This is a genomic window from Citrobacter sp. wls710 (assembly GCF_005281115.1).
In the GTDB taxonomy this organism is placed as follows: Bacteria; Pseudomonadota; Gammaproteobacteria; order Enterobacterales; family Enterobacteriaceae; genus Citrobacter; species Citrobacter werkmanii.
On sequence record NZ_SZXD01000011.1, the window covers coordinates 84,727 to 111,148 of the forward strand.

The window sequence follows — 26,422 nt, forward strand, 5'->3', positions numbered from 1 at the left end:
GTAGGCCGGATAAGCGTAGCGCCATCGGACAATCCGTTACTCCGTCAGAGGGGTTCCGGCATAAATATCAAACCGATGCCCTTTGGTCACCACCGCGTTAGGCGTGGCCACGTCAGCCAGCGGCGGCGCGTAGTCCGGGCGCTTCACCACCACACGTTTGGTTGCCAACTGACGCGCCGGTTCCAGCAAACCGTCAGCATCCAGATCCGGCCCCACCAGCGACTGAAACACGCGCATCTCTTTTTTCACCAGCGCGCTTTTCTGCTTGTGCGGGAACATCGGGTCGAGATAGACCACCTGTGGGCGTGGGGTAATATCGGTTAACGCCGTCAGGCTTGAGGCGTGAATCAGCTGTAAACGTTCCTGCAACCACGGGCCAATTTCCGCATCGGCATAGCCGCGCGCCAGGCCGTCATCGAGTAACGCGGCGACCACCGGATTGCGTTCCAGCATCCGCACACGGCAGCCGACGGAGGCCAGCACAAACGCATCGCGCCCCAGCCCGGCGGTGGCATCAACCACGTCCGGCAGATAATCGCCTTTGATGCCGACGGCTTTCGCCACCGCTTCACCACGACCGCCGCCGAATTTACGTCGGTGCGCCATGGCACCGCCGACAAAATCGACGAAGATGCCGCCGAGTTTCGGTTCGTCTCGCTTGCGCAATTCCAGATGTTCCGGCGTCATCACCAGCGCCATCAGGTTGTCTTCATCATGCTCCAGCCCCCAGCGGGCGGCCAGAACAGATAAGGCGCCGTCTCCGGCGCCCGTTTCATCCAGTAAACAAATTTTCACGCGAACGATCAGCCCTTGATGCCGTAATGCGCCAGCATGGCATCGAGCTGCGGTTCACGGCCGCGGAAGCGTTTGAACAGCGTCATCGGCTCTTCCGAACCGCCACGGGTCAGGATGCTATCGAGGAATGACTGACCGGTTTCGCGGTTGAAGATGCCTTCTTCTTCGAAGCGGGAGAATGCGTCTGCCGCCAGCACGTCGGCCCACAGGTAGCTGTAGTATCCCGCCGCATAGCCACCGGCAAAAATGTGGCTGAAGGCGTGCGGGAAGCGGCCCCAGGTTGGGCCAGGCACCACGGCGACCTGTTTCTTAATTTCGGCCAGCGTCTCAAGGACCTTCGCCCCCTGCTCCGGGTTGTACTGCGCGTGCAGGCGGAAGTCGAACAGGCCGAACTCCAGCTGACGCAGAATAAACAGCGCGGCCTGGTAGTTTTTCGCCGCCAGCATTTTATCCAGCAGTTCCTTCGGCAGCGGTTCGCCGGTCTCATAGTGACCGGAGATAAACGCCAGCGCTTCCGGCTCCCAGCACCAGTTTTCCATAAACTGACTTGGCAGTTCGACCGCATCCCACGGCACGCCGTTAATACCGGACACCCCGGCGGTTTCGATGCGAGTCAGCATATGGTGCAGGCCGTGACCGAACTCGTGGAACAGGGTGATCACTTCGTCGTGGGTAAACAGCGCCGGTTTGCCGTTCACCGGACGGTTAAAGTTACAGGTCAGATAGGCGACCGGTTTTTGCAGCGTGCCGTCGGTTTTACGCATCTGGCCAACGCAGTCGTCCATCCACGCCCCGCCGCGTTTGTGTTCGCGGGCGTACAGGTCAAGGTAGAAGCTGCCGCGCAGTTCGTTGCTTTCATCGTACAGCTCGAAGAAACGCACTTCCGGATTCCAGACGTCAACATCGGTACGCTCTTTTGCGGTGATGCCGTAAATACGTTTCACCACTTCAAACAGGCCGTTAACGGCTTTGTTTTCCGGGAAGTACGGACGCAGTTGTTCGTCACTGATGCTGTACAGATGCTGTTTTTGTTTCTCGCTGTAGTAGGCGATATCCCACGGCTGCAGCTCATCAACGCCAAAATCGGCTTTGGCGAAGGCGCGCAGCTGGGCCAGCTCTTTTTCACCCTGCGGACGGGCGCGTTTCGCCAGATCAGTCAGGAAGTCGAGCACCTGCTGCGGGTTTTCCGCCATTTTGGTGGCGAGTGATTTAAAGGCGTAGCTTTCGAAGCCCAGCAGTTGTGCCAGCTCGTGACGCAGCGCGAGGATCTCTTCCATTACCGGGGTATTGTCCCACTTGCCCGCGTTCGGCCCCTGGTCGGAAGCGCGGGTGGAGTAGGCGCGATACAGCTCTTCACGCAGCGCCTGGTTGTCGCAGTAGGTCATTACCGGCAGGTAGCTCGGGATATCCAGGGTCAGCAGGTAGCCTTCCTGCTCTTTGGCTTCCGCCTGGGCTTTCGCCGCCGCCAGGGCGCTTTCCGGCATTCCGGCAAGCTCCGCTTCGTCGGTCACCAGCCTGGTCCAGCCCATGGTGGCATCGAGCACGTTGTTGCTGTACTGGTTACCCAGCTCGGACAAACGGGTGGCGATTTCGCCGTAGCGCTGTTGTTTCTCTTTCGGCAGGCCGATACCGGACAGTTCAAAATCACGCAGCGCGTTATCGACCGCTTTTTTCTGTGCAGTGTTCAGGGTGGCGTAATGGTCGCCATCACGCAGGTCGCGGTACGCTTTGTACAGACCTTCATGTTGCCCAACCCAGGTGCTGTACTCGGAGAGCAGCGGCAGCGTTTGCTCGTAGGCTTCACGCAGTTCCGGGCTGTTTTTCACCGAGTTCAGGTGGCTGACCGGAGAGAAAATACGCCCCAGCACATCGTCTACTTCCGCAAGCGGCTGGCAGAGATTTTCCCAGGTGTACGGCGCGCCCTGCGCAACGACTCGCTCAACGTTTTCGCGACAATCGTTCAGCGCCTTAGTAACGGCTGGCACAACATGTTCGGGCTGAATTTTAGAAAACGGCGGCAGTTCGAAGGGAGTCAGCAATGGATTGGTCATTAGCGCGGTCCTGTTGAAAAGAGTGAATGAAGCGCGTATCCGGCGCTGTGCATATTAATTTGTACAATGGGGTTAAGTGTAGAGGATTTCAATGCTCACCGTGACGGAAAGACGCCCGGTGGTGCTACGCTTACCGGGCCTACGGGTAATCTGTGCCGATCTGCTGTAAACTGTCGCAAATCGTCATTTCAGCGGAATTTCATTACCCATGCTCAGCTATCGCCACAGTTATCACGCAGGCAACCACGCCGACGTCCTTAAACACACCGTTCAGAGCCTGATCATTGAATCGCTCAAAGAGAAAGAAAAACCGTTTCTCTATCTGGACACCCATGCTGGCGCAGGCCGTTATCAGCTGAGCAGTGAGCATGCCGAACGTACCGGTGAATACCTGGAAGGTATTGCCCGTATCTGGCAGCAGGACGATTTGCCTGCTGAACTTGAACCCTATATTTCCGTGGTGCAGCATTTCAACCGTAGCGGCCAGTTGCGCTACTACCCAGGCTCCCCGTTAATTGCGCGTCAGCTGCTGCGCGAACAGGACAGCCTGCAATTAACTGAACTGCACCCGAGCGACTTTCCTTTGCTGCGCGGCGAATTTCAAAAAGATGAACGCGCACGTGTGGCCAAAGCCGACGGTTATCAGCAGCTAAAAGCAAAATTACCGCCGGTTTCCCGCCGCGGACTGATCCTTATCGATCCGCCATACGAAATCAAAACCGACTACCAGGCGGTAGTGACCGGCATTAACGAAGGCTACAAACGCTTCGCAACGGGCACCTATGCGCTGTGGTATCCGGTGGTCCTGCGCCAGCAAATCAAGCGCATGATCCACGATCTGGAAGACACCGGTATCCGCAAAATTCTGCAAATTGAGCTGGCGGTGCGCCCGGACAGCGATCAGCGCGGCATGACGGCGTCCGGCATGATTGTGATTAACCCGCCGTGGAAGCTGGAGCAGCAGATGAACAACGTCCTGCCGTGGCTACATAGCAAGCTGGTTCCCGCAGGAACCGGACACACTTCCGTAAGCTGGATCGTGCCGGAGTAATCGCAGCCATCGGTGGAACCTTTTAATTTCAGGTATACAATCGCGAATATTTTGGCGGATGGCGTAACGCTTCTCCGCCCTACAATGAACATGAAGGAGCGGTCATGACCAAGCACTATGATTACATCGCTATTGGCGGCGGCAGCGGCGGTATTGCCTCCATTAACCGTGCGGCAATGTACGGCCAGAAATGCGCACTGATTGAAGCCAAAGAGTTAGGTGGCACCTGCGTTAACGTTGGCTGCGTACCGAAGAAAGTGATGTGGCATGCCGCACAAATCCGTGAAGCGATTCATATGTACGGCCCGGATTACGGTTTCGATACCACCATTAATAAGTTCGACTGGGATAAACTGATCGCCAGCCGTACCGCCTATATCGATCGCATTCATACCTCGTACGACAACGTGCTGGGTAAAAATAACGTTGATGTGATTAAAGGCTTTGCCCGCTTCGTTGATGCCAAAACCATTGAAGTGAACGGTGAAACCATTACTGCCGATCATATTTTGATCGCCACCGGCGGGCGCCCTAGCCATCCGAACATTCCAGGCGTGGAATACGGTATCGACTCCGATGGCTTCTTTGAGCTGCCAGCGCTGCCAAAACGTGTAGCCGTTGTTGGCGCAGGCTACATCGCCGTTGAACTGGCAGGCGTAATTAACGGCCTGGGCGCAGAAACTCACCTGTTCGTGCGTAAACACGCGCCGCTGCGCAGCTTTGATCCGATGATCGTCGAGACGCTGGTCGAGGTGATGAACACCGAAGGTCCGACTCTGCATACTCATGCAATTCCGAAAGCAGTCGTTAAAAATGCTGACGGCAGTCTGACCCTGCAACTGGAAGATGGTCGTAGCGAAACGGTAGATTGCCTGATTTGGGCGATCGGTCGTGAACCAGCCACCGACAACTTTAACCTGGCCGTTACTGGCGTGAAAACCAACGAAAAAGGCTACATCGTCGTTGATAAATACCAAAACACCAGCGTACCGGGGATTTATGCCGTTGGCGATAATACCGGTGCCGTTGAGCTGACGCCGGTTGCCGTTGCCGCGGGCCGTCGTCTGTCCGAGCGTCTGTTTAACAAAAAGCCGGACGAGCATCTGGACTACAACAACATCCCGACCGTGGTCTTCAGCCACCCGCCGATTGGCACCGTGGGCTTGACCGAGCAGCAGGCTCGCGAACAGCACGGCGATGACCAGGTGAAAGTGTATAAATCCTCGTTTACCGCGATGTACACTGCCGTGACTTCACACCGCCAGCCGTGCCGCATGAAGCTGGTTTGCGTGGGTCCGGAAGAGAAGATTGTTGGTATTCATGGCATCGGTTTTGGCATGGACGAAATGCTGCAAGGCTTCGCGGTGGCGCTGAAAATGGGCGCGACTAAGAAAGACTTCGATAACACCGTTGCGATTCACCCAACGGCGGCAGAAGAATTCGTCACCATGCGCTAATTACCCACCTGTAGACGCTATTCACTTAACACGCGCCCCTCCGGCAACCAGAGGGGCGTTATCTCACCGCCGCTCGCGCTATTCGGCCAACGCGCGCATCTCTTTAATCAGGTCAGATTTACCTTCAAACCCTATGCCCGGCAGTTCTGGCATGACGATATGACCCTCTTCCACCTTAACTGAATCCGGGAAACCGCCGTACGGTTGGAACAGATCCGGATAACTTTCATTCCCACCAAGACCAAGACCCGCCGCAATGTTCAGCGACATCTGATGACCGCCATGCGGTATGCAGCGTGATGGGGACCAACCAAACTGCGCCAGTACGTCGAGGGTACGCAGATATTCGACCAGACCGTAGGAAAGCGCACAGTCAAATTGCAGGTAGTCGCGATCCGGGCGCATGCCGCCGTAGCGCAGCAGGTTGCGCGCATCCTGATGAGAAAAGAGATTTTCACCTGTCGCCATCGCGCCTGGGTAAAATTCTGACAGCGCGGCCTGGAGAGAATAATCCAGCGGGTCGCCGGCTTCTTCGTACCAAAACAATGGATAATCCCGTAGCATTTTGGCATAGGCAATACTGGTTTCCAGATCAAAGCGGCCATTGGCATCGACGGCAAGACGCGCTTCGTCGCCAATTTCAGTCAATACCGCTTCGATACGGCGACGGTCTTCTTCCAACGATGCACCGCCGATTTTCATTTTAACCACGTTGTACCCGCGGTTCAGGTAGCCCCGCATTTCCTGACGCAGCGCGCTCAGGTCTTTACCCGGATAATAGTATCCCCCCGCTGCGTAGACAAAGACGCGTGGATTCGCCTCAACGCCCTTCATCTCAGCCAGCAGACGGAACAACGGCTTATTGGCAATTTTGGCAACGGCATCCCAGATAGCCATATCCAGCGTACCCACAGCCACCGAGCGCTCACCATGGCCCCCCGGCTTCTCATTACTCATCATGACGTCCCAGATTTTATGCGGATCCAGGTTATCGCCTTCGGCATTCAGCAGACTTTCCGGGTCAGCGTCCAGAATGCGGTTACGGAAGCGTTCGCGGATCAATCCTCCCTGGCCGTAACGACCATTAGAGTTAAATCCGTATCCCACCACGCGACGACCCTCTATCTCAACGTCAGTCACAACGGCCACCAGACTGGTCGTCATCTTGCTGAAATCGATATAGGCGTTACGAATAGGGGAAGCGATGGGTTTGGTAATTTCTACAACATCGAGGATACGCATGTTTTCTCCGGCGGGTTGTTAGTCAGTTATGCTCGCACTTACGCGCCTGTAAAAAGTGATAACTCATGCCGGTTTATTATTGGCATAATGCATCCAGGCAGCATTTAAGGACGCCATCGTCCTGTATTTCTCCATCTTAAGCAGTGCTTATTTACTGATCTAATGCCAAAGAGGCTGGCTGTAATGCAAAATCGGCATCACCTGGAACTCACCTGGCTTGAAGACTGCGTTGCGCTGGCGCAGTCACTCAATTTCTCCCGTGCAGCCGCTTCCCGATATGTGACGCAGCCCGCATTCAGTCGGCGCATTGTTTCGCTGGAAGAGTGGCTTGGAACGCCGATTTTTGAACGTAACCGCCGTGGCGTCAGCCTGACCCGTGCGGGGGAAGTTTTCGTCGCTCAGGTGCCCGAACTGATCCGGGCGCTATACACCCTGAGAAATGAAACCATCGAAGCGGCGGGAAATACCCGACCGGATGTTATTTTCTCCGCAACACATTCCCTGTCGTTCTCATTTTTTCCGGCGCTGATGCGTAATAACGAAAAAATCGCCCGTTTCGGCTCATTTCGCCTGCTGTCAGACACGCTCAGCGCCTGTGAACGGATGATTGAAAAAGGGGATGCGCAGTTCCTGCTGTGTTATTACCACCCTCACATGCACATCAACCTTGATCAGACGAAATATCTCAGCGTCCGCCTTGGACGAGAAACGTTAATACCTTACTCCAAATGCGATCCCCGCTCTCATCAGCCGCTCTGGCAGGCTACGGGGGGCAAAAAGTTTCCGTTTCTCTCCTTCTCTGCAGAATCCGGTCTGGGGAGGATCCTCTCGAATACGTCACCGGTGAATCATGCCCGACGCGGTATGGACATCGCCTTCACCGCCGATCTGGCCGCCACGCTGCTGGCGATGGTTAAAGCCGGGGACGGCATTGCCTGGCTGCCGGAAAGTCTGGCGGCTCCGGACGTTCAGGCCGGGACGATCGCCGCAGCGGCTCCACAGAAGAGCGGGTTATGGGTACCCATTGATATCCGACTGTTTCGACCTGCAGGCAGAATGTCCAGAGCGGTAGAAGAATTATGGGAAATATTCGTGGGCGAGCAGAGGTAAACACCCGCCAGGTAAAGGAGAATTATCCAGCCTGCAAAATGCGCCAGGCTGGATAGGGGCAATAATTATTTACCCTGCATGTACGGCGTATAAACCCCATTCAAACTTTCGAGGAACGCCACGATATCGTCGATATCTTCCTGCGGCAGTTCTTTACCCACCTGATAACGCAGCATCAATTTAACCGCGCCATCAAGCGTTGGCACATCACCGCGATGGAAATAAGGCGCAGTCAGCGCAACGTTACGTAATCCTGGAACTTTCTGACGAAGTTTGTCACGTAGTTCATTGGTCACGTTCATCCTGCCAATATCTGCGGCAGTAACTTCGCCGAAATTAAAGTCCTTTTTCAAACCTAATGGTTCAAATGAGCGTCCGCCTAAAATAATACCTCCGTGACAGGTCGCACACTTATTTTCTTTAAATAATTGATAGCCATGTTTTTGCTGGGCCGTTAACGCCTCCTCATCACCACGTAACCACTTATCAAACGGCGAATTTGGCGTAATCAGCGTTTTCTCAAACTCAGCAATCGCATCAGTAATATTATCTCCGCTGAACCCCTGTGGATAAACCGCAATAAATTCTTGCTTCAATAGCGGATCTTTATCCAGCTTCTGGATAATTTCATCCCAGGATTTAGACGCCATTTCAATTGGGTTCAACGGCGGACCACCTGCCTGCGCCTGCAATGTCGGCGCACGACCATCCCAGAACTGTTCCACGTTGAAGACTGAGTTAAACACCGTTGGCGCGTTGATCGGCCCAACCGCTCCGCCTACGCCAATTGACGTTTTCCGGCCATCCACACCACCCGCATTCAGGGCATGACAGTGCGCGCAAGAGATCGTGCTGTCGCCGGAAATACGTGGATCGTGATAAAGCGTAAAGCCCAGCGCCACCTTCCGGGCATCGGTCGGGATGCTTTCTGGTATTGGCTGTACGGGTTCATTACGATGCTGCGCGGCGGTATCATTACTGGCGTAGTACTGTTCACGCTGTTTCGCAATCCAGCCCAGAATTTCTTCGCGCTCCGCATCGCTCACTTTACCGGCCCAGTGCAGCGCGGTATAACGCGTCGGTGGCATGGTGTCGTACTGCATCACCCATTCAATTTTATTCAGGTCGCTTTGCGAAACGGGTTTATCCGCGACCAGCGCCGCACGAACGGCCTCAAGATTGAAGGATTTATATCCCAGTTGAATGTCGTAATTCATCAACTGCTTAGCGACAGGAAAAGAAGAATAGAAAGGTAATTCAGCCGAAGGGGTGTGACAATAATCGCATCCTTTTTCGCGCAAGAATCCTAAAACTTTATTATTTGCTTCCAGCGAAGAGGCCTGAACATCAGCCTGTTTGCTCCGTTGATTATCGTGATACCACACATAACCGGATAATCCAAAATAACAAATCACGATGCCAGCTATGGCAATCGCGGTAAGACGGGTAATGATTTTCATTATTTTACCCTCACCGTTGTGAGTTATTGTGACCCAGAAAAATTAGAATAATTAATGCACAGTCTTTGTCAGACTTGACCATCATAGGAAATGAGGGGATTACTATTTTGATAAGTATCAAGCAATTACATGGAGGAGAACTATCAATAGAATAGCCTGTGCCTATTATAGCGTTAAGCCATTAGCAGGTTTCGTTCACACCTCGTTGCAATCGAATGTTCTGAAAATGGAATATCTTCAGGTCGCGCACGATTCTGAATTATTCATTATTATCATTGGGATAGTTTAATTTTTTAAATAATGTTCAACACTAAAACGTGATCAACCGCACGCTTTACTCAGCCAATACCGAAGCGAATGTCTACGCTTAACTGACGACCGGGCAACAGCCTTACTATTTCAACGTCCATCGGAGGTCTTTCTCATTATGCTCAACCAGAAACTACCCCACGCCCCTTCTGAAGAACTGACGATCGACATCGATCTGCTTTATGAAATGGATCCGTGCGAGTTAAAGCTGGATGAAATGATTGAGGCAGAGCCTGAGCCGGAGATGATTGAAGGGCTGCCCGCCTCAGATGCGTTAACCCCGGCCGATCGTTACCTTGAGCTGTTCGAACATGTCCAGTCGTCGAAACTGTTTGCCGATAGCAAAACCTTCCCCGACTGTGCGCCCAAAATGGACCCGCTGGACATTTTGATCCGTTATCGCAAGGTCAAACGCCATCGGGACTTTGACCTGAAGCGCTTTGTTGAGAACCATTTCTGGCTCCCGGAAACGCCCTCCAGCGAATACGTTTCTGACCCGGAAAATTCGCTGAAAGAACATATCGATCAACTATGGCCAGTGCTGACGCGCGAACCGCAGGATCACATTCCCTGGTCCTCTCTGCTGCCGTTACCGCAGTCATATATTGTGCCTGGCGGACGTTTTAGCGAAACCTACTACTGGGATTCCTATTTCACCATGCTGGGTCTGGCAGAGAGCGGTCGCGAAGATCTGCTGAAATGTATGGCGGATAACTTTGCCTGGATGATAGAAAACTATGGTCACATCCCAAATGGTAATCGAACGTACTACCTGAGCCGCTCGCAGCCGCCAGTCTTTGCGCTGATGGTGGAACTGTTTGAAGAAGATGGCGTACGTGGCGCGCGCCGTTATCTTGATCATCTAAAAATGGAGTACGCGTTCTGGATGGATGGCGCCGATTCCCTGGTGCTCAACCAGGCCTACCGCCACGTGATCAGAATGTCGGACGGATCCTTGCTCAACCGCTATTGGGACGATCGTGATACGCCGCGCGATGAATCGTGGCTTGAAGACGTCGAGACCGCCAAGCATTCGGGGCGACCGCCCAATGAGGTGTATCGCGATTTGCGTGCAGGCGCGGCCTCGGGATGGGATTACTCCTCGCGCTGGCTACGCGATGCAGGTCGCCTTGCCAGCATACGCACGACACAATTCATCCCAATTGACCTAAACGCATTCCTCTACAAGCTGGAGAGCACCATCGCCAATATTTCGGCGCTGAAAGGTGATAAAGAAGCTGAATCGCTGTTTCGCCAGAAAGCCAATGACCGGCGCGACGCGGTGAATCGCTACTTATGGGATGATGAAAACGGCTGCTATCGCGATTATGACTGGCGACGTGAACAAATGGCCCTCTTCTCTGCCGCCAGTATCGTACCGCTGTATGTCGGCATGGCAACGCATGAACAAGCCGACCGGCTGGCCAATGCGGTACGCAGCCGCCTGCTAACGCCCGGGGGCATTTTAGCCACAGAACATGAAACCGGTGAGCAGTGGGATAAACCCAACGGCTGGGCACCGCTGCAATGGATGGCTATTCAAGGTTTCAAACTGTATGGCGACGACCATCTTGGCGATGAAATAGCCCGTAACTGGTTGAAAACGGTGAATCTCTTTTACCAGGAACACCACAAACTTATCGAAAAATACCATATTGCCGACGGCATGCCGCGCGAAGGCGGCGGCGGGGAATATCCGTTGCAGGACGGCTTTGGCTGGACAAACGGCGTGGTGCGCCGACTCATCGGTCTGTATGGCGAACCTTAGCCGCTAACGGCCTGGCTCCTCAGGCCGTTAGTTAATCGCATCGTAGAGTTCAGTATGAATTTTTTGCCACTTCTTATTCTCCGGGCTGGGCTCTGCACGAGCGCGCCGCTGAGCCTGTTCCAGATCATACTGCTGACGCGCGATAACCGCCGGAACCGAACAAAAACTTTGCAGGTAGCTTTTGTGCAAAGAAGTGAGTGACGCCCCATTCGACATGGCATGACTGAGCGTACTCATAAACTGTCTGCAAGGTTTGCTCTCGTTCATCTGCGCAGGATAGCGCAGCAGCAGTCTCAATACCTCGGTATTGCCCGCAGAAAATGCCTGCTCCGTCCACGCCAGCTTCCAGTCCATCCCGCCTTGCAGGAACAGTGACGTCACGCGAGTATCGTTGCGATCGATAGCCGCGCGCATGTTAAAAGCATCCCAGGTGATCCCCATTCGGGTCACAGATTCCCGTGCGGAAGGTGCATCACGCCGTGGCTCCTCCTGCACGATTTCAACGGCTTGTCCGGATGACGCCTGTGGCGCTGGCGAAGTGAATAACCAGAACGCACCCAACGAAATCACCAGCACCATCACGCCGACCGCGACCCACAACACGCCGGAAATCAGCTGTTCACGCTCCTCCGCACTGCGCTTTGCTCGCTTCTCCGGCGGATCAATACTGTCGGCAATTTCCTGTTTATCGCCGCCCGCCTGCTCATCCTTTTGCTTTGCCGTTTCCCAGAACTGGCGGACGGTCGCCTCATCAGACTCCATATACGACGCGGGATTAACACGCGTACGCCGTTCTGCAAATGCCCGTTGTACAGGGTGAGTAATCTGTCGGTACTGACACTCCAGCAGCATCAGTTGTACCGAGGTCAGCGGCTGCTGTGCAATAACGCCGTTACGGGCCAGCCGACAATCATCGAGGAACATACGCAACGTAAGACGGGGTTCGACAAACAGCGTCAGCACCGAGGTGTCGTTAAAAATCTGGGTAAAGTGGCGTACAAACAATTTCTTATCCACAACCATAAGCGCCAGCTCGCTAAACATCATGCCGTCCAGCGCATCCCGACTTTCACCCAGCTTTAACCAACGGCGCAGGCGTTCCCCCCCGAAGTGCTGCTTCAGGAAGCTGTTGAGTGGATGTTGATCCGGCCATACCCGTGCGATAAGCGATTTGAGCGCTAATTCTATTGCACGAAGCTGACGCTGCGCGTGGATCTGTGCTTCCGGCTCTGCACGTTCAATTTCGGTTTGATACTTCAGGATGGGCTGTTGCTGACGCAACTGTTCCAGAGACGCCACGAAGCGCAGCGCAGAAATCAGCTGGTTTTCACTGACGTCCTGGCCATTTTCATACTGTGGCACGCTCTGCTGCAGATGACGCAGCCGCAGAGTGAACTGGCTCAACTGCGCATCATTCATCTGCAACCGTCTGGCGACAGCTCCCCAACCGCCCAGATTCAGTCTGGCCTGATCCAGTTGCTCGAGGAACCATCGCGGCTCTTTGCCTTCTGCTACATGCACGCCTAACAGCAGCAATATTTCTACCGATGCCTGACGAATGATAGTCAGACAACGTTCAAAGGGGGTACATGTCGCTTGTAACGCGCTATTGGTCATCATCTTCCCTAAAAGGACCCAAAACGTGCGGCCTCACAATGGTATGTCGTTATTTTTTATAAAAGCAGATATGTATCGACGTAGACTAAAATACATTCATATAACAAATAAATCTGTTTTACAGTGACTTCCGCACAATCATTGAAAATTATTCAGGAGGTATGCCCGCGCCTGTATTGAAAACATCGCGCCCGATCTGTCGTCCACTGAGGATGAACGAATACATTCACAAAGATACGCTGCGGGAAGCGGCTGCATCACATATGGCGCGATGACTGAATTTTCGGCCTGTTAAAACGTGAATATCGGCCGCCAATGCCATAAGGCGTTTTGCTGTAAAAACTGGCCACATGGCAACTGGCGTAACAGAGTGGATTTCTTAAAATATATCTCTTTGTTCAGAGAGTATTATGCCGCTCCGTTCGACGCATTTCACACCCGCCTGTGTCGCATTTATTAAGCAATGGCAAGGCCTGTCGCTGGAAAAGTATCAGGATAAAAATGGGGTTTGGGTGATAGGTTACGGGCATGAAATTGCCGCAGACGAAACCTTTGATACCCCCATTACGCTAATGCAGGCAGAATCACTGTTGCTCGCCGATCTGCATCTCTGTGAGGCGTTCATACATGAGAAAAAACCGCAAATAAAAGATCGGTTTCAACTGGAAGCATTAATTACGTGGATATTCAGCGTGGGAATAACTCGATTTAGCGCTACAGAAATTTGGCCTGTGGCTATTTCACAGCCAGAAGTATTCTGACTGTGAAATTTGCGGCCATTAAATGGCGTCGTTTAACATCATTGCCGCCTGCGTACGGTTTTTTACCTCCAGACGCTGATAAAGCGACTCAAGATGGGCTTTTACCGTTCCGGTACTGATATTTAACAGTCGACCAATTTGTTTATTCGATTCGCCCGCAGCCAGCATAGTCAGAATTTCTCGCTGACGCGCACTGAGCGATCTAATATTTTGGCTGCTACTCTCAGTCGCTGTAATACAGTCTCTGGGGATAAACATCATGCCCATCGCGACACTATTGAGCGCCAGTGTGAAGGTTTCCGCGTCAGAGTCACGTGGAACAATGGCCAGCACGTTTAATTGGGTGACCTCCTGTAGCCACCTTTTACGGCAATCCGTTACTGTTACCAGCACTTTTGCCGCCGCATAGCGCTGCGCGATCTGTTGTAGCAAGCTGCGGCAGAACTCAGCATCAAGATCGCCATCCAGCATTACCAGCGCATCAGGGTTGTCTTCCAGTTTCTGCCACAGATCATCTGCCTGACTGACACCCTGAACATTCACTCCTGGAATACGTTGCTGTAAACTTACATTCATTCCATGAATAAATATTGACTGCCTGTCAAACATTATTAACTGCATTATTTATCTCCGTCTGAATAAGATATTAGCCTTAGCGCGCGGAAGGGTATAACCCATAGGGTAAAATAAGAAGTCACCATTTGGCGGAGGGCCATTCTACCGATAGTCGCAGAAGAAAGAAGCAGAAATTATGATTAGTTGCAGCTCAATCAACAGAATCACACAAAGGAACAAAAACAGCGACACATATTAAGTAAATTCTTATATTCTGACGTTTATATCCATCAAATTAAAATTAATTAAACGCAGTCTATATTTGTGGCGAAAAATAAGGAATCCATACTATCAGCCAAATGTGTTACAAAATAAAAAATCGCATTAAATGCTTATTCAGCCAATATCTGGCTGAATAAGACACGACGGTTACAGGAACATCCCGCCGGAGACCTCAATACGCTGCGCCGTCATCCAGGCCAGCTCATCGCTGAGCAATGCGGCAATCGCGTCACCGATATCATCCGGCAAACCAACGCGCCCCAGCGCAGTTTGCGATGCAATGTACGCATTCAGTTGCGCGTTATCCCGCACATTTCCACCGCTAAAATCCGTTTCTATCGCGCCGGGGGCAATAATATTGGCGGTAATTCCGCGCTCCCCCAGCTCTTTTGCCTGATAACGGGTTAACACTTCCATCGCTCCTTTCATGGCCGCGTATGCGCTGTAACCCGGCAATGCAAAGCGCGCGAGCCCGGTTGAAACATTCAGGATCCTGCCGCCTGTATTCATCAGCGGTAAAAGGTTCTGCGTCAGGAAGAATGGACCTTTAAAGTGGATATTCAAAAGTTGATCAAATTGCGCTTCGGTGAACGCCGGATACGGCGCATTAATACCAACCCCGGCATTGTTCAATAAATAATCAAAGGTGTCGCTTTGCCACTGGGCCTGTAAGGTTTCCTGCACCTGTATTATAAACTGAGGGAATGTTGAAATATCCCCGACATTCAACGGCAATGCCGCGGCTTTACCGCCAGATTGGCGAATTTCATCCACAACCTTCTGCGCTTCTTTTTCATTGCTGTTCCACGTCAGGAGGATACCAATTCCTTTGCTCGCCAGCTTAAGCGCCGCGTTTTTACCGAGTCCACGACCGCCGCCGGTCACCAATGCGATACGTTGCGTCATAAGAAACCTCATTTCTTGTGTAGTGAAGATTGAGACAAAGCTTATTAGGTGGTAAAAAAACAATAAATACCGCCAACTACGCATTACTGTTTCGTACAGAACAACAATAGGGTATGGGAATGGATAAAATTCACGCAATGCAGTTGTTCATCCGCGTCGCAGAACTGGAGAGTTTTTCGCGTGCGGCGGACACCCTTGGACTACCTAAAGGTAGCGTATCGCGACAAATCCAGGCCCTGGAAAATCATCTTGGCACGCAGCTGTTGCACCGCACCACCCGACGCGTCCAGCTCACACAAGACGGCATGATCTATTATGAACGCGCGAAAGATCTGTTAAGTAATCTGGATGAACTGGATGGCCTATTTCATCACGATCCGGCCAGCATCAGCGGCAAGCTGCGCGTGGATATGCCGGTGGGCGTTGCGAGAAATCTGGTGATGCCCCGCCTGACAGCCTTCTTGCATCAATATCCAGGACTTGAACTCGAACTCAGCAGCAGCGACCGTCTGGTGGACTTGATCCGCGAAGGTTTTGACTGCGTGGTACGCGTCGGTACGCTGAAAGATTCAGGGCTGATTGCCCGTCCGCTGGGGAAACTCACGCAGATTAACTGCGCCAGCCCAAAATATCTGGCCCGCTTTGGCTACCCGGAAAGCCTGGAAGATTTAGCCTCGCATGCGGTGGTGCATTACTCAGTGAACCTGGGAACCCGTGCGCAAGGTTTCGAAGTGGCAACAGAAAACGGTACTCAATGGGTTAAAACCGGCGGCATGCTGACGGTGAACAGCACGGAAACCTATCATGCCGCGTGCCTTGCCGGCCTGGGCATTATTCAGGTGCCACGCGTCGGCGTACGCGACGCCCTGCGCAGCGGTACGCTGGTCGAGGTATTACCGCAGTATCGTGCCGCGCCAATGCCGGTTTCTCTGTTGTATCCGCATCGCCGCAACCTCTCCCGCCGGGTTCATCTGTTTATGGAATGGGTGACCGGCGTAATGAAAGACTATGTTGACTGACAAGCTATACTGTCCTGAGAATGAACAGAACAAGGAATACTGGCCTGATGACGCAGGAAAAAGAGATAAAACGCCCCATTCAGGAACTTGAGCACGCGCCGATCCCAAAAATTGAGACCCAGGAGCGTGAAAAAATAGAAACCAACGGTACAACCAACCAGGCATTGCAAACAGCCCTGACCCTCGCCGATAAAATTCAACGTCAGCCCGTCATCGCCCATATGATTCGAGCCGCAGAGCGTTTTAATGACCGCATGGGAAACCAGTTTGGCGCCGCTATCACCTACTTCTCGTTCCTGTCGATGATCCCTATCCTGATGGTGTCATTTGCCGCCGCCGGTTTTATTCTCGCCTCGCACCCTACGCTGTTACAGGATATCTTCGGCAAGATTCTGCTTAATGTCAGCGACCCGACGCTCGCCTCCACGCTGAAAAACACCATTAACACCGCCGTTCAGCAGCGAACCACCGTGGGTCTGGTCGGGCTTGGGATCGCCCTTTATTCCGGGATTAACTGGATGGGCAATCTGAGAGAAGCGATTCGTGCCCAGTCGCGAGATGTCTGGGAGCGTACACCGCAGGATCAGGAAAAAATTTGGGTAAAATACCTGCGTGATTTTGTCTCATTGATTGGTTTGCTGATTGCGCTGATTGTCACCCTGTCCATAACTTCTATCGCCGGTTCCGCCCAGCAGATGATTATCTCTGCGCTGTATCTCGACGGCATCGAATGGCTGAAGCCCGCCTGGCGCCTGATCGGCCTGACCATCTCTATTTTTGCCAACTATTTGCTTTTCTTCTGGATTTTCTGGCGACTGCCGCGTCACCGGCCACGTAAGAAAGCACTTATTCGCGGTACGTTTATCGCGGCGCTGGGGTTTGAAGTTATCAAAATGATCATGACCTACACGCTGCCGTCACTGGTGCAATCGCCGTCAGGCGCGGCGTTTGGTTCCGTGCTTGGACTGATGGCGTTCTTCTACTTCTTCGCTCGTCTGACGCTGTTTTGCGCCGCCTGGATTGCGACAGCGGAATACAAAGATGACCCGCGAATGCCGGGGAAAACTCAATAGCCACTGCCGGATTAGTTGTGAATTGCCGGATGGCGACGCACGCGTCTTATCCGGCCTACGGGTGAGTTTGTAGGCCGGATAAGCGCAGCGCCATCCGGCAATTATAATGCCGCCTGCTCTTACTGATTTAGTGAATAAATCCAATTCGTAACTTTTATTTAACCAAAAACCAGTTTTATCATCTAAGTTTTAAATTATGTGAAGCATTTCATGGAAGTGAAATCTCCAGCATAAATATTATTCCCTTTTTGCTCGCTTTTTGCTCAATCACAGGGTTTGTTACAGATTGAAATATCGCTTTTGCTGTGCGTAATATGGCCTTTCGTTCGGCCAAAAATAAGAAAATATTATGCAAGCAACAGCCACAACACTCGACAACGAACAGGAACACACCCCGGTCAACTCGCGCAATAAAGTCGTCGTCGCCTCACTCATTGGTACCGCCATTGAGTTCTTCGACTTCTATATCTACGCGACCGCCGCGGTGATCGTGTTCCCCCATATTTTCTTCCCGCAGGGAGATCCGACCGCGGCTACGCTGCAGTCCCTCGCCACCTTCGCTATCGCTTTTGTGGCCCGGCCAATCGGCTCCGCAGTGTTCGGCCATTTCGGCGATCGCGTAGGCCGTAAAGTCACGCTGGTTGCATCACTGCTTACCATGGGGATTTCAACGGTTGTCATTGGCCTGCTGCCGGGCTATGAAACTATCGGCATTTTCGCCCCGTTGCTGCTGGCGCTCGCTCGTTTTGGTCAGGGCTTAGGTCTGGGCGGTGAGTGGGGCGGCGCGGCGTTGCTGGCAACGGAAAACGCGCCGCCGCGTAAACGCGCACTGTACGGGTCATTCCCGCAACTGGGCGCGCCTATCGGCTTTTTCTTCGCCAACGGCACCTTCCTGATGCTTTCCTGGCTGCTGACCGATGAACAGTTTATGAGCTGGGGCTGGCGCGTACCGTTCATCTTCTCTGCGGTACTGGTGATCATCGGCCTGTACGTTCGCGTTTCATTGCATGAGTCCCCGGTCTTCGCCAAAGTGGCTGCGGCGAAAAAACAGGTGAAAATCCCGCTGGGTACCTTACTGACAAAACATGTTCGCGTAACGATCCTCGGTACGTTCATCATGCTGGCGACCTATACGCTGTTCTATATCATGACCGTCTATTCAATGACGTTCAGTACAGCCGCTGCGCCTGTAGGGCTTGGCCTGCCGCGTAATGAAGTGTTGTGGATGCTGATGATGGCGGTAATTGGCTTTGGCGTTATGGTGCCTGTAGCGGGGCTGCTGGCCGACGCATTTGGTCGCCGCAAAAGCATGCTCATCATCACCACGCTTATCATTCTGTTTGCGCTGTTTGCCTTTAAACCGCTGCTCGGCTCAGGCAATCCGGCACTGGTGTTCGCTTTCCTGCTGCTGGGTTTAAGTCTGATGGGACTGACATTTGGTCCAATGGGCGCATTGCTGCCGGAGCTGTTCCCAACCGAGGTTCGCTACACGGGCGCCTCATTCTCGTATAACGTTTCGTCGATTCTTGGCGCTTCCGTTGCCCCTTATATTGCCGCATGGCTGCAGGCGAACTACGGTCTGGCAGCGGTAGGAACGTATCTGGCGTCGATGGCGGCGTTAACATTGATCGCGCTGCTGTTAACCCATGAGACCCGTCATCAGTCATTGTGATTCTTTTGCCGGATGCGGCGTAAACACCGCATCCGGCCTGACATCACTTCTTCATTTGCGACAGTATCGTCCGGCACTGATTGGTTTCACCTTCGGAAGGGGAAATCAGCGCCAACAGTGCCGCCGCTGGGGTGACTAACGTGGCTAATGCGGCGGCAACCGCACCACGCGCAATCAATGGCCCAGCTTTTACGCCTGCCTGCGGGTTCTTGAAGGTCCCGCGAACATACAGCGGCGAACGCAGCGTAATAATACGAATACCTTTGCTCTCCGGATCGATGGTTAAATCCAGTTGCTCAGACGCAAAACTCGCGGTCCCGGTCACATTGATCACCGCATTTTCCGTATCAAAAGCAAAGATCTGCGGACGTGCCACGCCGTTAACGATATCCAGATTCGCCGCCGCGCAGTTTACGCGAACTTCGTCGTCACCAAATATCTGACCAACAAGATAGTTACCCAGATTTAACCCCACAATTTCCATCAGATTCCGGCTGATTAAGCCATCGTTCATCAGCAGCTTCAGGTTGCCATTGCTGTTCCCCAACAGCGCGGCCACCGAGTTTCCACTGCCGCTAAATTTAGCGTCACCATTCATTTCACCGAGCGTTTTCTGCATCAGTTCTACATCCGGCATGAGCTCTTTTAGTTTCAGGCGGCGAGCCTGAATGTCCGCCTGCCCGCGCATCGGCTTTTTATCCCCTTCCAGATGAATTCTGGAAACAATGCTGCCTCCCGCCAGGCCAAATTTCAGCGGCTGCAGGCGCAGGTCGGCATTTTTCAGGATGATATGGGTGTAGAGATCGCTAATCGGTAGGCTGCTGCCGTGTTCAATGCGCCGACCTTTGAAACGTACGTCAGCATCCATAACATTCCATTTGTCAGTTTCGAAGCGGTCATACGGTAAGACTTTATCGGCAGGCTGGACGCTCTTCTCACCTTTGCGCTGTTCAGATTGTTTGGCCTTTTCCGCGCCTTTACCCGAATCCACACCAATCAGCGGTCCCAAATCAGCCAGTCTCAGCTGGCGTGATTCGACGTCCCCTTCCAGTTTCGGACGCGGCTTACCGGTCGTATAAGTTAGCGTTCCATGAATATCGCTGTCGCCAATGCGACCATTAAAATCGCGGTAATCAAAAACAGAGGATTTTTCCGGATCGATTTTCGCCACCAGACGCCCGTCGGTTTCAAATGGCGGCGTATCCGGGAGCAGCACCCCCGTCAAATCGTACAAATCCCCTAGCGAATCACCCGAGAATTTAAGCCGCAGATCCACGCCGCCCATATTCATCGGGTCATTTACCGTACCGGTAAATGCTACCCGCGTATTGCCCGAACGGAAATCAGCCTGCACCGGGAAAGGGGTTCCTTCGCCCCTCAGCGCCAGCATCCCGCCTATTTTTCCGCTACCGCTTAGCGGTTCGTCGTTATAGCGTCCTTTGGCCTGCAAACCAAATACGTAATCCTCAACGCGGGTTTGACTCCCTTTACTTTTTGCGCCCGTCACTTCGCTAAAGGGCAATGGCTTACCCAGCGGATCGACCAGGATCTCAAGCTCCGAGCGGGTCACCTTATCGTTAATAGCGATGCGTCCTTGATCGAAGAGAATATTATCCAGCCGGAAAGACCACGCGGATGGCGGCGCATTCGGATCACGGTTTTCGTCTTCTGCGAGGGTAAAGGTCCAGTTATTGTTTTTCTCCGACAGGCGGATAAGGCGCGCATCAGGCTTTACCAGCTTGACCCACGGTAGCCAGACGGTTTTTGTCAGTAATGCTAGTGGCGCGAGCGTGGCTTCCACGCGGGGAAGATGCACCATGGTGACGTCGGGAATCTCCGGCGGGTTGCCAAGGATAATATCCTCGGCATGAACGTGCGGCCACGGAACCCAGCTACGCCAGCCGGTTTCCTGCTTCTGGCGCTCCCAAACCACCCCCAGATCGCCCCGTATGGCGAAGGGCCGGTTGAGTTCTGTAGAGACTTTCTGGTTGATGGTCGGTTTGAGCCGGTTCCAGTCAAATGTCGCAATCACAATGATGAATACGACGATCAACAACAAGAAAACCCCTGATATTGATACGGTTATTTTGCCTGCTTTTGTCATAGTTAGCGTCCTCACTTCCTTCCTTGCCTGTCCTAAAGATAGTCCAGCAGGGCAAAATGAGGGACGTTACATCCGAATCAAAGCGACAGGATCACCTCTTCGAGGGTGTCCAGAGGTACTGGACGAGAAAGAAAATAGCCTTGCGCCGCGAAAGCCGGTGAGTTTTGCACATCACGCCACTCTTCAAGTGTTTCAACACCTTCAACAATCACCCCGCGGCAATAGCGGTTCATCAGCTGTAACAACAGCGTGAAGAGATTGCGGCCTTCCGGCGTCTGACGCAGCATGACAAACAGATCCCGCGCCACTTTAATATAGTCGTAACTCACTTCGCTCAGGGCCGAGAAGTTCGCCATTCCGGTACCAAAATCATCCAGCCAGAGGGGACCAAACTCGCACATTGAGGCGAACGACGATCCCTTCGGCAGGCGGATATGCTCCACCAGCTCAAAACGCAGCCAGGGCAGGCATTCGATGATTTTCAGGATTTCAGGATCCTGGCGCATTGCAATCAGCGTTGGGCCATCGACATTCACTGATGCCAGCAGGTTATTGGTTCTGAAAAAGTCACCTTTCAGCTCAAGCTACAGAAGCTGCTCTTTCACGACCTCTATACGGTGTCGGACGGCCACTTCAGCAAAATAGCGATCTGGCGCAATACGTTGGGCAGGATTATCCGGATGGCTCACGACGGTCAACAGTTCAACGGCCATCAGCCGTCCATCGGTCTGGTAAATCGGCTGATAGGTGTAAGCACGCTCGCACTGCAGCCAATAGCGTCTCGCCTGCAAGCTTTCGATACTCGCATCGGGCGTAATGAGCTGCTGGGTAACCTGCTTTATCATCAAAGATGTCCTGTAAATAAGAGTGTGACTGACCGGACTCGTCAAAGGTTATCGGCGCTCGGGCGCAGAACTTTACGCTCCGCCGCAGGCAAAATAAAAACTAAGCGGCAAAAACAGCGCAGAACACGTGCTGGCTCAAAAAAATAATGGAACGTTGTTTTAATATAGTTGACCACTTAACACCCACAGCGCACACTAACGCTAATTTTTTTCAGAGCAGGTTACGACTATGTCCAGAAAGATTGCCGTGATTGGCGAATGCATGATTGAGCTGTCACAGAAAGGCGCTGACGTTCAGCGCGGATTCGGTGGCGACACGTTGAATACATCCGTTTATATCGCCCGCCAGGTCGATGCGGCGGCACTTTCCGTACACTATGTGACTGCACTGGGTACTGACAGTTTCAGCCAACAAATGCTCGAATCCTGGCAGAGTGAAAATGTTGACACCTCATTAACCCAGCGTATGGAAAACCGCCTGCCGGGACTCTACTACATTGAGACCGATAGCACCGGCGAGCGTACCTTCTATTACTGGCGTAATGAAGCCGCAGCAAAATTCTGGCTGGAGAGCGAACAGTCCGCCGCTATTTGCGAAGAGCTGGCGACGTTTGACTATTTGTATCTGAGCGGAATCAGCCTGGCGATTTTAAGCCCGGCCAGCCGTGACAAACTGCTGTCGTTACTGCGTGAATGCCGCGCTAACGGTGGAAAAGTTATTTTTGACAATAACTACCGCCCACGCCTGTGGAGCAGCAAAGAAGAAACGCAGCAGGTTTATCAGCAGATGCTGGAATGCACCAATATCGCGTTCCTGACGCTGGATGATGAGGACGCGTTGTGGGGTGAAAGACCTGTAGCCGAGGTAATTGCCCGTACGCACGCGGCTGGCGTCCAGGAAGTGGTAGTGAAGCGCGGCGCAGACTCTTGCCTGGTTTCTATCGAGGGCGAAGCGCTAATCGACGTCCCGGCCGTTAAATTGCCGAAAGAGAAAGTGATTGATACCACCGCTGCGGGAGATTCCTTCAGCGCTGGGTATCTGGCGGTACGTCTGACCGGTGGCGATGCCGCCGATGCCGCAAAACGCGGTCACCTGACGGCAAGCACGGTGATTCAGCATCGCGGGGCGATTATCCCACGCGACGCTATGCCGCAATAACGTGTTGTTCTTGTAGGCCGGGCAAGCGAAGCGCCCCCGGCATACCCACCCAAGGCCGGATGGCGGCGTAACCGCCTTATCCGGCCTGGAGGTTACTGTACCGGCGGGATATCCGTCACTTCAGAATGTGACTCATCCGTTTCTACCGGCGTTGCCGCTGCGGTAACGGGTGCCATAATGCTATCCCACGTCGCCTGCAGTTCCTTCATATTGAATTCAGGCTCCCCCTTCGGCTGCAGCAGAATTAACGCCATATCTTGCGACAGTTGCTGGCGCAGATCCTGATTCAGCATCTCAACGTTCAGACTGTTGAGGAAGCTCTGGCGTAAACGCTGATACTGTTCAGGCGCGATATCCACCACCTGATTTTGCAGCGAGCGCAAACGCTGGCTGATCAAAATGTCGGTATCGGTACGGCCATAGGTGGCAAACAGTTTCTGCAGTTCCAGATTTTTTTGCGCGACCAGCGCATTGAACTCTTCTTCCGGCAGGCCCTTATCACGCACTTTCGCCAGCTCACGCGCAACCGTACCGAGGTTCGCATTCAGCTTACCGTTCGGCGATTCCACGTTGATAGCGCACTGGGCACGCAGGAACAGGACCCGACAATCAAATCCAAGGCCGATATCTTTGGCATTGTTTTTGGTCAGTTCCTGCTGAATATGCCAGAACAGCGCTTCACGGGCTAAATCAGCGCGCCAGTAGCGTAACAGCGCGGCAGATTCACGGATTGGCTGCCACGGCGTGTCCCACATGATGGAAAGGCGATCCTGACGTACCGCATCGGTCATAATGCTCACGGCTTCCGCACGCAGCGGCGAAAGCGTCGGCACCGGCGCAGGTGTTTCGCGTTTTCCTTTTAACTCGCCAAAGGTTTTGTTGATTTGCTCAGCTACGCTGCGCGCATCTACATTACCAACGATAATCAGCGTCATCGCGTCCGGGGTATACCATTTCTGGTAGAAGGACTGGATTTTCGTGGCGTCGACAGGCGTTTTCAGCGGATCGGCTGGATCGTGCCCCAACAGGGTTGAGCCCTTCAGACGGTAGCGCCACCACCCCTCTTTGGTATCGGACGGCCAGGTTGCGACCATATCTTCGCTACTCAGCGCGTGGTTGATCGTTTCAGGAGTGATGCTCAGATTGCCGGAAATATTCGCCAGGTAAGAAAGTGACTCTTTCAGCAGATCGTTACGGCTGTTAGGCAGACTGAGGTTATATAGCGTGGAATCATAGGAAACGATAACGGGCGGCATGGGGCGTTTAGGATCGAACCCCTGCTGCCATAATGAACGGGCTTGCGTGGCATCGAGGCCACCGCTTTGCGTCAGCGCGATACGCGGGATCGCATGGCTGAAACCACTCTGTTGCGTACTTTCGGTGAGTGAACCGGTATTGACCAGCAGGCGAACCTCAATACGGTCGCTGGGGCGCTGGGGAGTGGCTAACACTTGCCACTGCAAACCATTTGCCAGCGTGCCCTGTTGCCACGCCGGGTCAGGCTGGAGCGCATCTGCCTGCACATAGCCGGCAGTAGCCATCATCAGCAAGCCGCCCGCTAAAAGTCGAATTTTTGTGCCCTGCATGTGAACCCCTGATCAACTATCCTGGTAATAAAAAGACAGCCCGCGAAAGGGCTCTCTGAATATGACGTTAAAAACACTTCGTGTTAGACCGCAAGAACATGAAAATGTCACGGAGGAAGTGAAAAAATCCCGACGCCGCCGAATCGACGGTTTCAGGCACAGGGGGTAATTATGCGCAAACACCCGCAGTCCTGGAAGGGACTACGGGCATAAGTGACGAGATTAAGAGGATAAATCGTGCGTTTTGCCATCCGGCGCACGATTATTCAGCGTGTCATCCAGCTTTTTGGTATCCAATTCTTTCACCCATTTAGCGACCACTACAGTAGCAACACCGTTACCAATCAGGTTGGTCAGCGCACGGGCTTCAGACATAAAGCGGTCAATACCGAGAATCAGCGCCAGGCCAGCGACCGGTAAATGCCCCACCGCAGAAATAGTCGCGGCCAGAACAATGAAGCCACTCCCGGTCACACCCGCTGCGCCTTTCGAGGAGAGCAGGAGCACCACCAGCAGGGTTATCTGATGGAAGATATCCATGTGACTGTTGGTGGCCTGAGCGATAAATACTGCCGCCATCGTCAGATAGATTGATGTTCCATCAAGGTTAAACGAGTACCCCGTGGGTATAACCAACCCGACAACCGACTTCCGACAGCCCAGTTTCTCCATTTTATCGAGCATACGCGGCAGTGCGGATTCAGATGAAGACGTACCCAGTACGATCAGCAGCTCTTCACGGATATAGCGGATGAATTTGAAGATGCTAAAGCCAGTCGCGCGAGCAATGGAGCCCAGTACAAGAACCACAAACAGAATACAGGTGATGTAGAAGCAGATTATCAGCTGCCCCAGTTGCACCAGCGTTCCGACGCCATATTTACCGATGGTAAAGGCCATGGCACCGAAAGCACCGATCGGCGCCAGGCGCATGATCATATTGATGATGCCGAAAATAACCTGCGAGAAGCTTTCAATTACGTTGAAGATCATCTGGCCTTTGCTGCCCAGACGATGCAGAGCAAAACCAAACATTACCGCAAACAGCAATACCTGCAGGATGTTACCGCTGGCAAACGCGCCAATGACGCTCGCAGGGATAATGTCCATCAGGAAACCTACGATCCCCTGGTCTTTTGCCTGTTCGGCGTAAATCGCTACCGCTTTGGCATCCAGCGTTGCCGGATCGACGTTCATCCCGGCACCGGGTTGCACCACGTTGACGATGATAAGGCCGATGATCAGCGCAATCGTACTGACAATTTCAAAATAGAGCAGTGCAACCGCACCGGTGCGGCCTACTGCTTTCATACTTTCCATACCTGCAATGCCGGTCACGACAGTACAGAAGATGACAGGTGCGATGACCATCTTGATGAGCTTAACGAAAGCATCACCAAGCGGCTTCATTTGGGCGCCTAATTCAGGGTAGTAATGGCCAAGGAGAATACCAATGGCAATTGCTGTCAGGACCTGAAAGTAAAGGCTTTTGAATATAGAGGTCTTCATAGGGTGTCCTTAAAGTAAAAACCACAGGTCTTGTAAGGTTTTGTTTAACCTGCGGCCTTAAAGTAACACCCACTCAACATGACAGAAATGC

Annotated in this window: 19 protein-coding genes and 1 pseudogene; 9 read left to right on the forward strand and 11 right to left on the reverse strand. The window is 53.0% G+C overall.

What is annotated here, in order from left to right; genetic code table 11:
• Window positions 1-36 precede the first annotated feature (36 nt).
• On the reverse strand, window positions 37-795 hold the full coding sequence (rsmJ, locus tag FDX14_RS04660; RefSeq protein WP_061380965.1) for a 16S rRNA (guanine(1516)-N(2))-methyltransferase RsmJ: 759 nt from the start codon (window positions 793-795) through the stop codon (window positions 37-39).
• Between the two features lie 8 nt (window positions 796-803).
• Window positions 804-2,846 (reverse strand): oligopeptidase A, encoded by a 2,043-nt coding sequence (prlC, locus tag FDX14_RS04665; protein WP_137349088.1) that lies wholly within the window; start codon window positions 2,844-2,846, stop codon window positions 804-806.
• Window positions 2,847-3,054: 208 nt separating this feature from the next.
• On the opposite strand from prlC, the gene FDX14_RS04670 reads away from it, so the two are divergent.
• Together FDX14_RS04670 and gorA are read left to right on the forward strand one after the other, a co-directional pair.
• Window positions 3,055-3,897: a 23S rRNA (adenine(2030)-N(6))-methyltransferase RlmJ gene (locus FDX14_RS04670; protein WP_038635089.1), complete on the forward strand. Its 843-nt coding sequence runs from the start codon at window positions 3,055-3,057 to the stop codon at window positions 3,895-3,897.
• 104 nt (window positions 3,898-4,001) lie between these two features.
• A complete protein-coding gene (gene gorA / locus FDX14_RS04675; RefSeq protein WP_137349089.1) occupies window positions 4,002-5,354 on the forward strand; it encodes a glutathione-disulfide reductase in 1,353 nt (450 codons plus the stop codon).
• A 78-nt stretch (window positions 5,355-5,432) separates the two neighbouring features.
• Here the strand turns inward: gorA and FDX14_RS04680 are convergent, their stop codons facing one another.
• A complete protein-coding gene (locus tag FDX14_RS04680) occupies window positions 5,433-6,596 on the reverse strand; it encodes a mandelate racemase/muconate lactonizing enzyme family protein (RefSeq protein ID WP_085049058.1) in 1,164 nt (387 codons plus the stop codon).
• A gap of 183 nt (window positions 6,597-6,779) precedes the next feature.
• Here FDX14_RS04680 and FDX14_RS04685 point away from each other — a divergent pair, with 183 nt between their 5' ends.
• Window positions 6,780-7,706, forward strand: a complete 927-nt coding sequence (locus FDX14_RS04685) for a LysR family transcriptional regulator (protein WP_137349090.1) — start codon at window positions 6,780-6,782, stop codon at window positions 7,704-7,706.
• A gap of 65 nt (window positions 7,707-7,771) precedes the next feature.
• Here FDX14_RS04685 and FDX14_RS04690 read toward each other — a convergent pair whose 3' ends face one another.
• On the reverse strand, window positions 7,772-9,166 hold the full coding sequence (locus FDX14_RS04690) for a cytochrome-c peroxidase (RefSeq protein WP_137349091.1): 1,395 nt from the start codon (window positions 9,164-9,166) through the stop codon (window positions 7,772-7,774).
• A gap of 427 nt (window positions 9,167-9,593) precedes the next feature.
• On the opposite strand from FDX14_RS04690, the gene FDX14_RS04695 reads away from it, so the two are divergent.
• Window positions 9,594-11,243 carry an alpha,alpha-trehalase gene (locus FDX14_RS04695; protein WP_137349092.1) on the forward strand — a complete coding sequence of 550 codons (1,650 nt, stop codon included), beginning with the start codon at window positions 9,594-9,596 and terminating at the stop codon, window positions 11,241-11,243.
• Between the two features lie 27 nt (window positions 11,244-11,270).
• On the opposite strand, the gene FDX14_RS04700 is transcribed toward FDX14_RS04695, so the two are convergent.
• Entirely contained in the window at window positions 11,271-12,860 is a 1,590-nt protein-coding gene (locus FDX14_RS04700; protein ID WP_137349185.1) for an STY4199 family HEPN domain-containing protein, read from the reverse strand.
• A 410-nt stretch (window positions 12,861-13,270) separates the two neighbouring features.
• Here FDX14_RS04700 and FDX14_RS04705 point away from each other — a divergent pair, with 410 nt between their 5' ends.
• Window positions 13,271-13,621: a glycoside hydrolase family protein gene (locus FDX14_RS04705; protein ID WP_137349093.1), complete on the forward strand. Its 351-nt coding sequence runs from the start codon at window positions 13,271-13,273 to the stop codon at window positions 13,619-13,621.
• An 18-nt stretch (window positions 13,622-13,639) separates the two neighbouring features.
• Here FDX14_RS04705 and FDX14_RS04710 read toward each other — a convergent pair whose 3' ends face one another.
• Together FDX14_RS04710 and FDX14_RS04715 are read right to left on the reverse strand one after the other, a co-directional pair.
• A complete protein-coding gene (locus FDX14_RS04710) occupies window positions 13,640-14,242 on the reverse strand; it encodes a helix-turn-helix transcriptional regulator (protein ID WP_137349094.1) in 603 nt (200 codons plus the stop codon).
• 363 nt (window positions 14,243-14,605) lie between these two features.
• Entirely contained in the window at window positions 14,606-15,364 is a 759-nt protein-coding gene (locus FDX14_RS04715; protein ID WP_137349095.1) for an SDR family NAD(P)-dependent oxidoreductase, read from the reverse strand.
• Between the two features lie 119 nt (window positions 15,365-15,483).
• Between FDX14_RS04715 and FDX14_RS04720 the strand changes: the two genes are divergently transcribed.
• The 3 genes from FDX14_RS04720 (at window position 15,484) to FDX14_RS04730 (ending at window position 19,128) form a co-directional block, all read left to right on the forward strand.
• The gene (locus FDX14_RS04720) at window positions 15,484-16,383 is read left to right on the forward strand and encodes a LysR family transcriptional regulator (RefSeq protein WP_137349096.1); all 900 of its coding nucleotides are present in this window, start codon (window positions 15,484-15,486) and stop codon (window positions 16,381-16,383) included.
• A gap of 47 nt (window positions 16,384-16,430) precedes the next feature.
• Window positions 16,431-17,456, forward strand: coding sequence for an inner membrane protein YhjD (gene yhjD, locus FDX14_RS04725; protein ID WP_079225852.1), 1,026 nt, complete (start codon window positions 16,431-16,433; stop codon window positions 17,454-17,456).
• A gap of 349 nt (window positions 17,457-17,805) precedes the next feature.
• Window positions 17,806-19,128, forward strand: a complete 1,323-nt coding sequence (locus tag FDX14_RS04730; protein ID WP_042311748.1) for an MFS transporter — start codon at window positions 17,806-17,808, stop codon at window positions 19,126-19,128.
• 43 nt (window positions 19,129-19,171) lie between these two features.
• On the opposite strand, the gene FDX14_RS04735 is transcribed toward FDX14_RS04730, so the two are convergent.
• Together FDX14_RS04735 and pdeH are read right to left on the reverse strand one after the other, a co-directional pair.
• Window positions 19,172-21,232, reverse strand: coding sequence for an AsmA family protein (locus tag FDX14_RS04735; protein ID WP_137349097.1), 2,061 nt, complete (start codon window positions 21,230-21,232; stop codon window positions 19,172-19,174).
• Between the two features lie 77 nt (window positions 21,233-21,309).
• Window positions 21,310-22,077: pseudogene (gene pdeH / locus FDX14_RS04740) on the reverse strand (cyclic-guanylate-specific phosphodiesterase).
• 229 nt (window positions 22,078-22,306) lie between these two features.
• Here pdeH and kdgK point away from each other — a divergent pair.
• The gene (gene kdgK / locus FDX14_RS04745) at window positions 22,307-23,236 is read left to right on the forward strand and encodes a 2-dehydro-3-deoxygluconokinase (RefSeq protein WP_061380955.1); all 930 of its coding nucleotides are present in this window, start codon (window positions 22,307-22,309) and stop codon (window positions 23,234-23,236) included.
• 92 nt (window positions 23,237-23,328) lie between these two features.
• Here kdgK and FDX14_RS04750 read toward each other — a convergent pair whose 3' ends face one another.
• Both FDX14_RS04750 and dctA read right to left on the reverse strand, forming a co-directional pair.
• Complete coding sequence (locus tag FDX14_RS04750) at window positions 23,329-24,822, reverse strand: M16 family metallopeptidase (RefSeq protein ID WP_137349098.1); 1,494 nt, start codon at window positions 24,820-24,822, stop codon at window positions 23,329-23,331.
• Window positions 24,823-25,044: 222 nt separating this feature from the next.
• Complete coding sequence (gene dctA, locus FDX14_RS04755) at window positions 25,045-26,331, reverse strand: C4-dicarboxylate transporter DctC (RefSeq protein ID WP_006687518.1); 1,287 nt, start codon at window positions 26,329-26,331, stop codon at window positions 25,045-25,047.
• Between the last annotated feature and the right edge of the window lie 91 nt (window positions 26,332-26,422).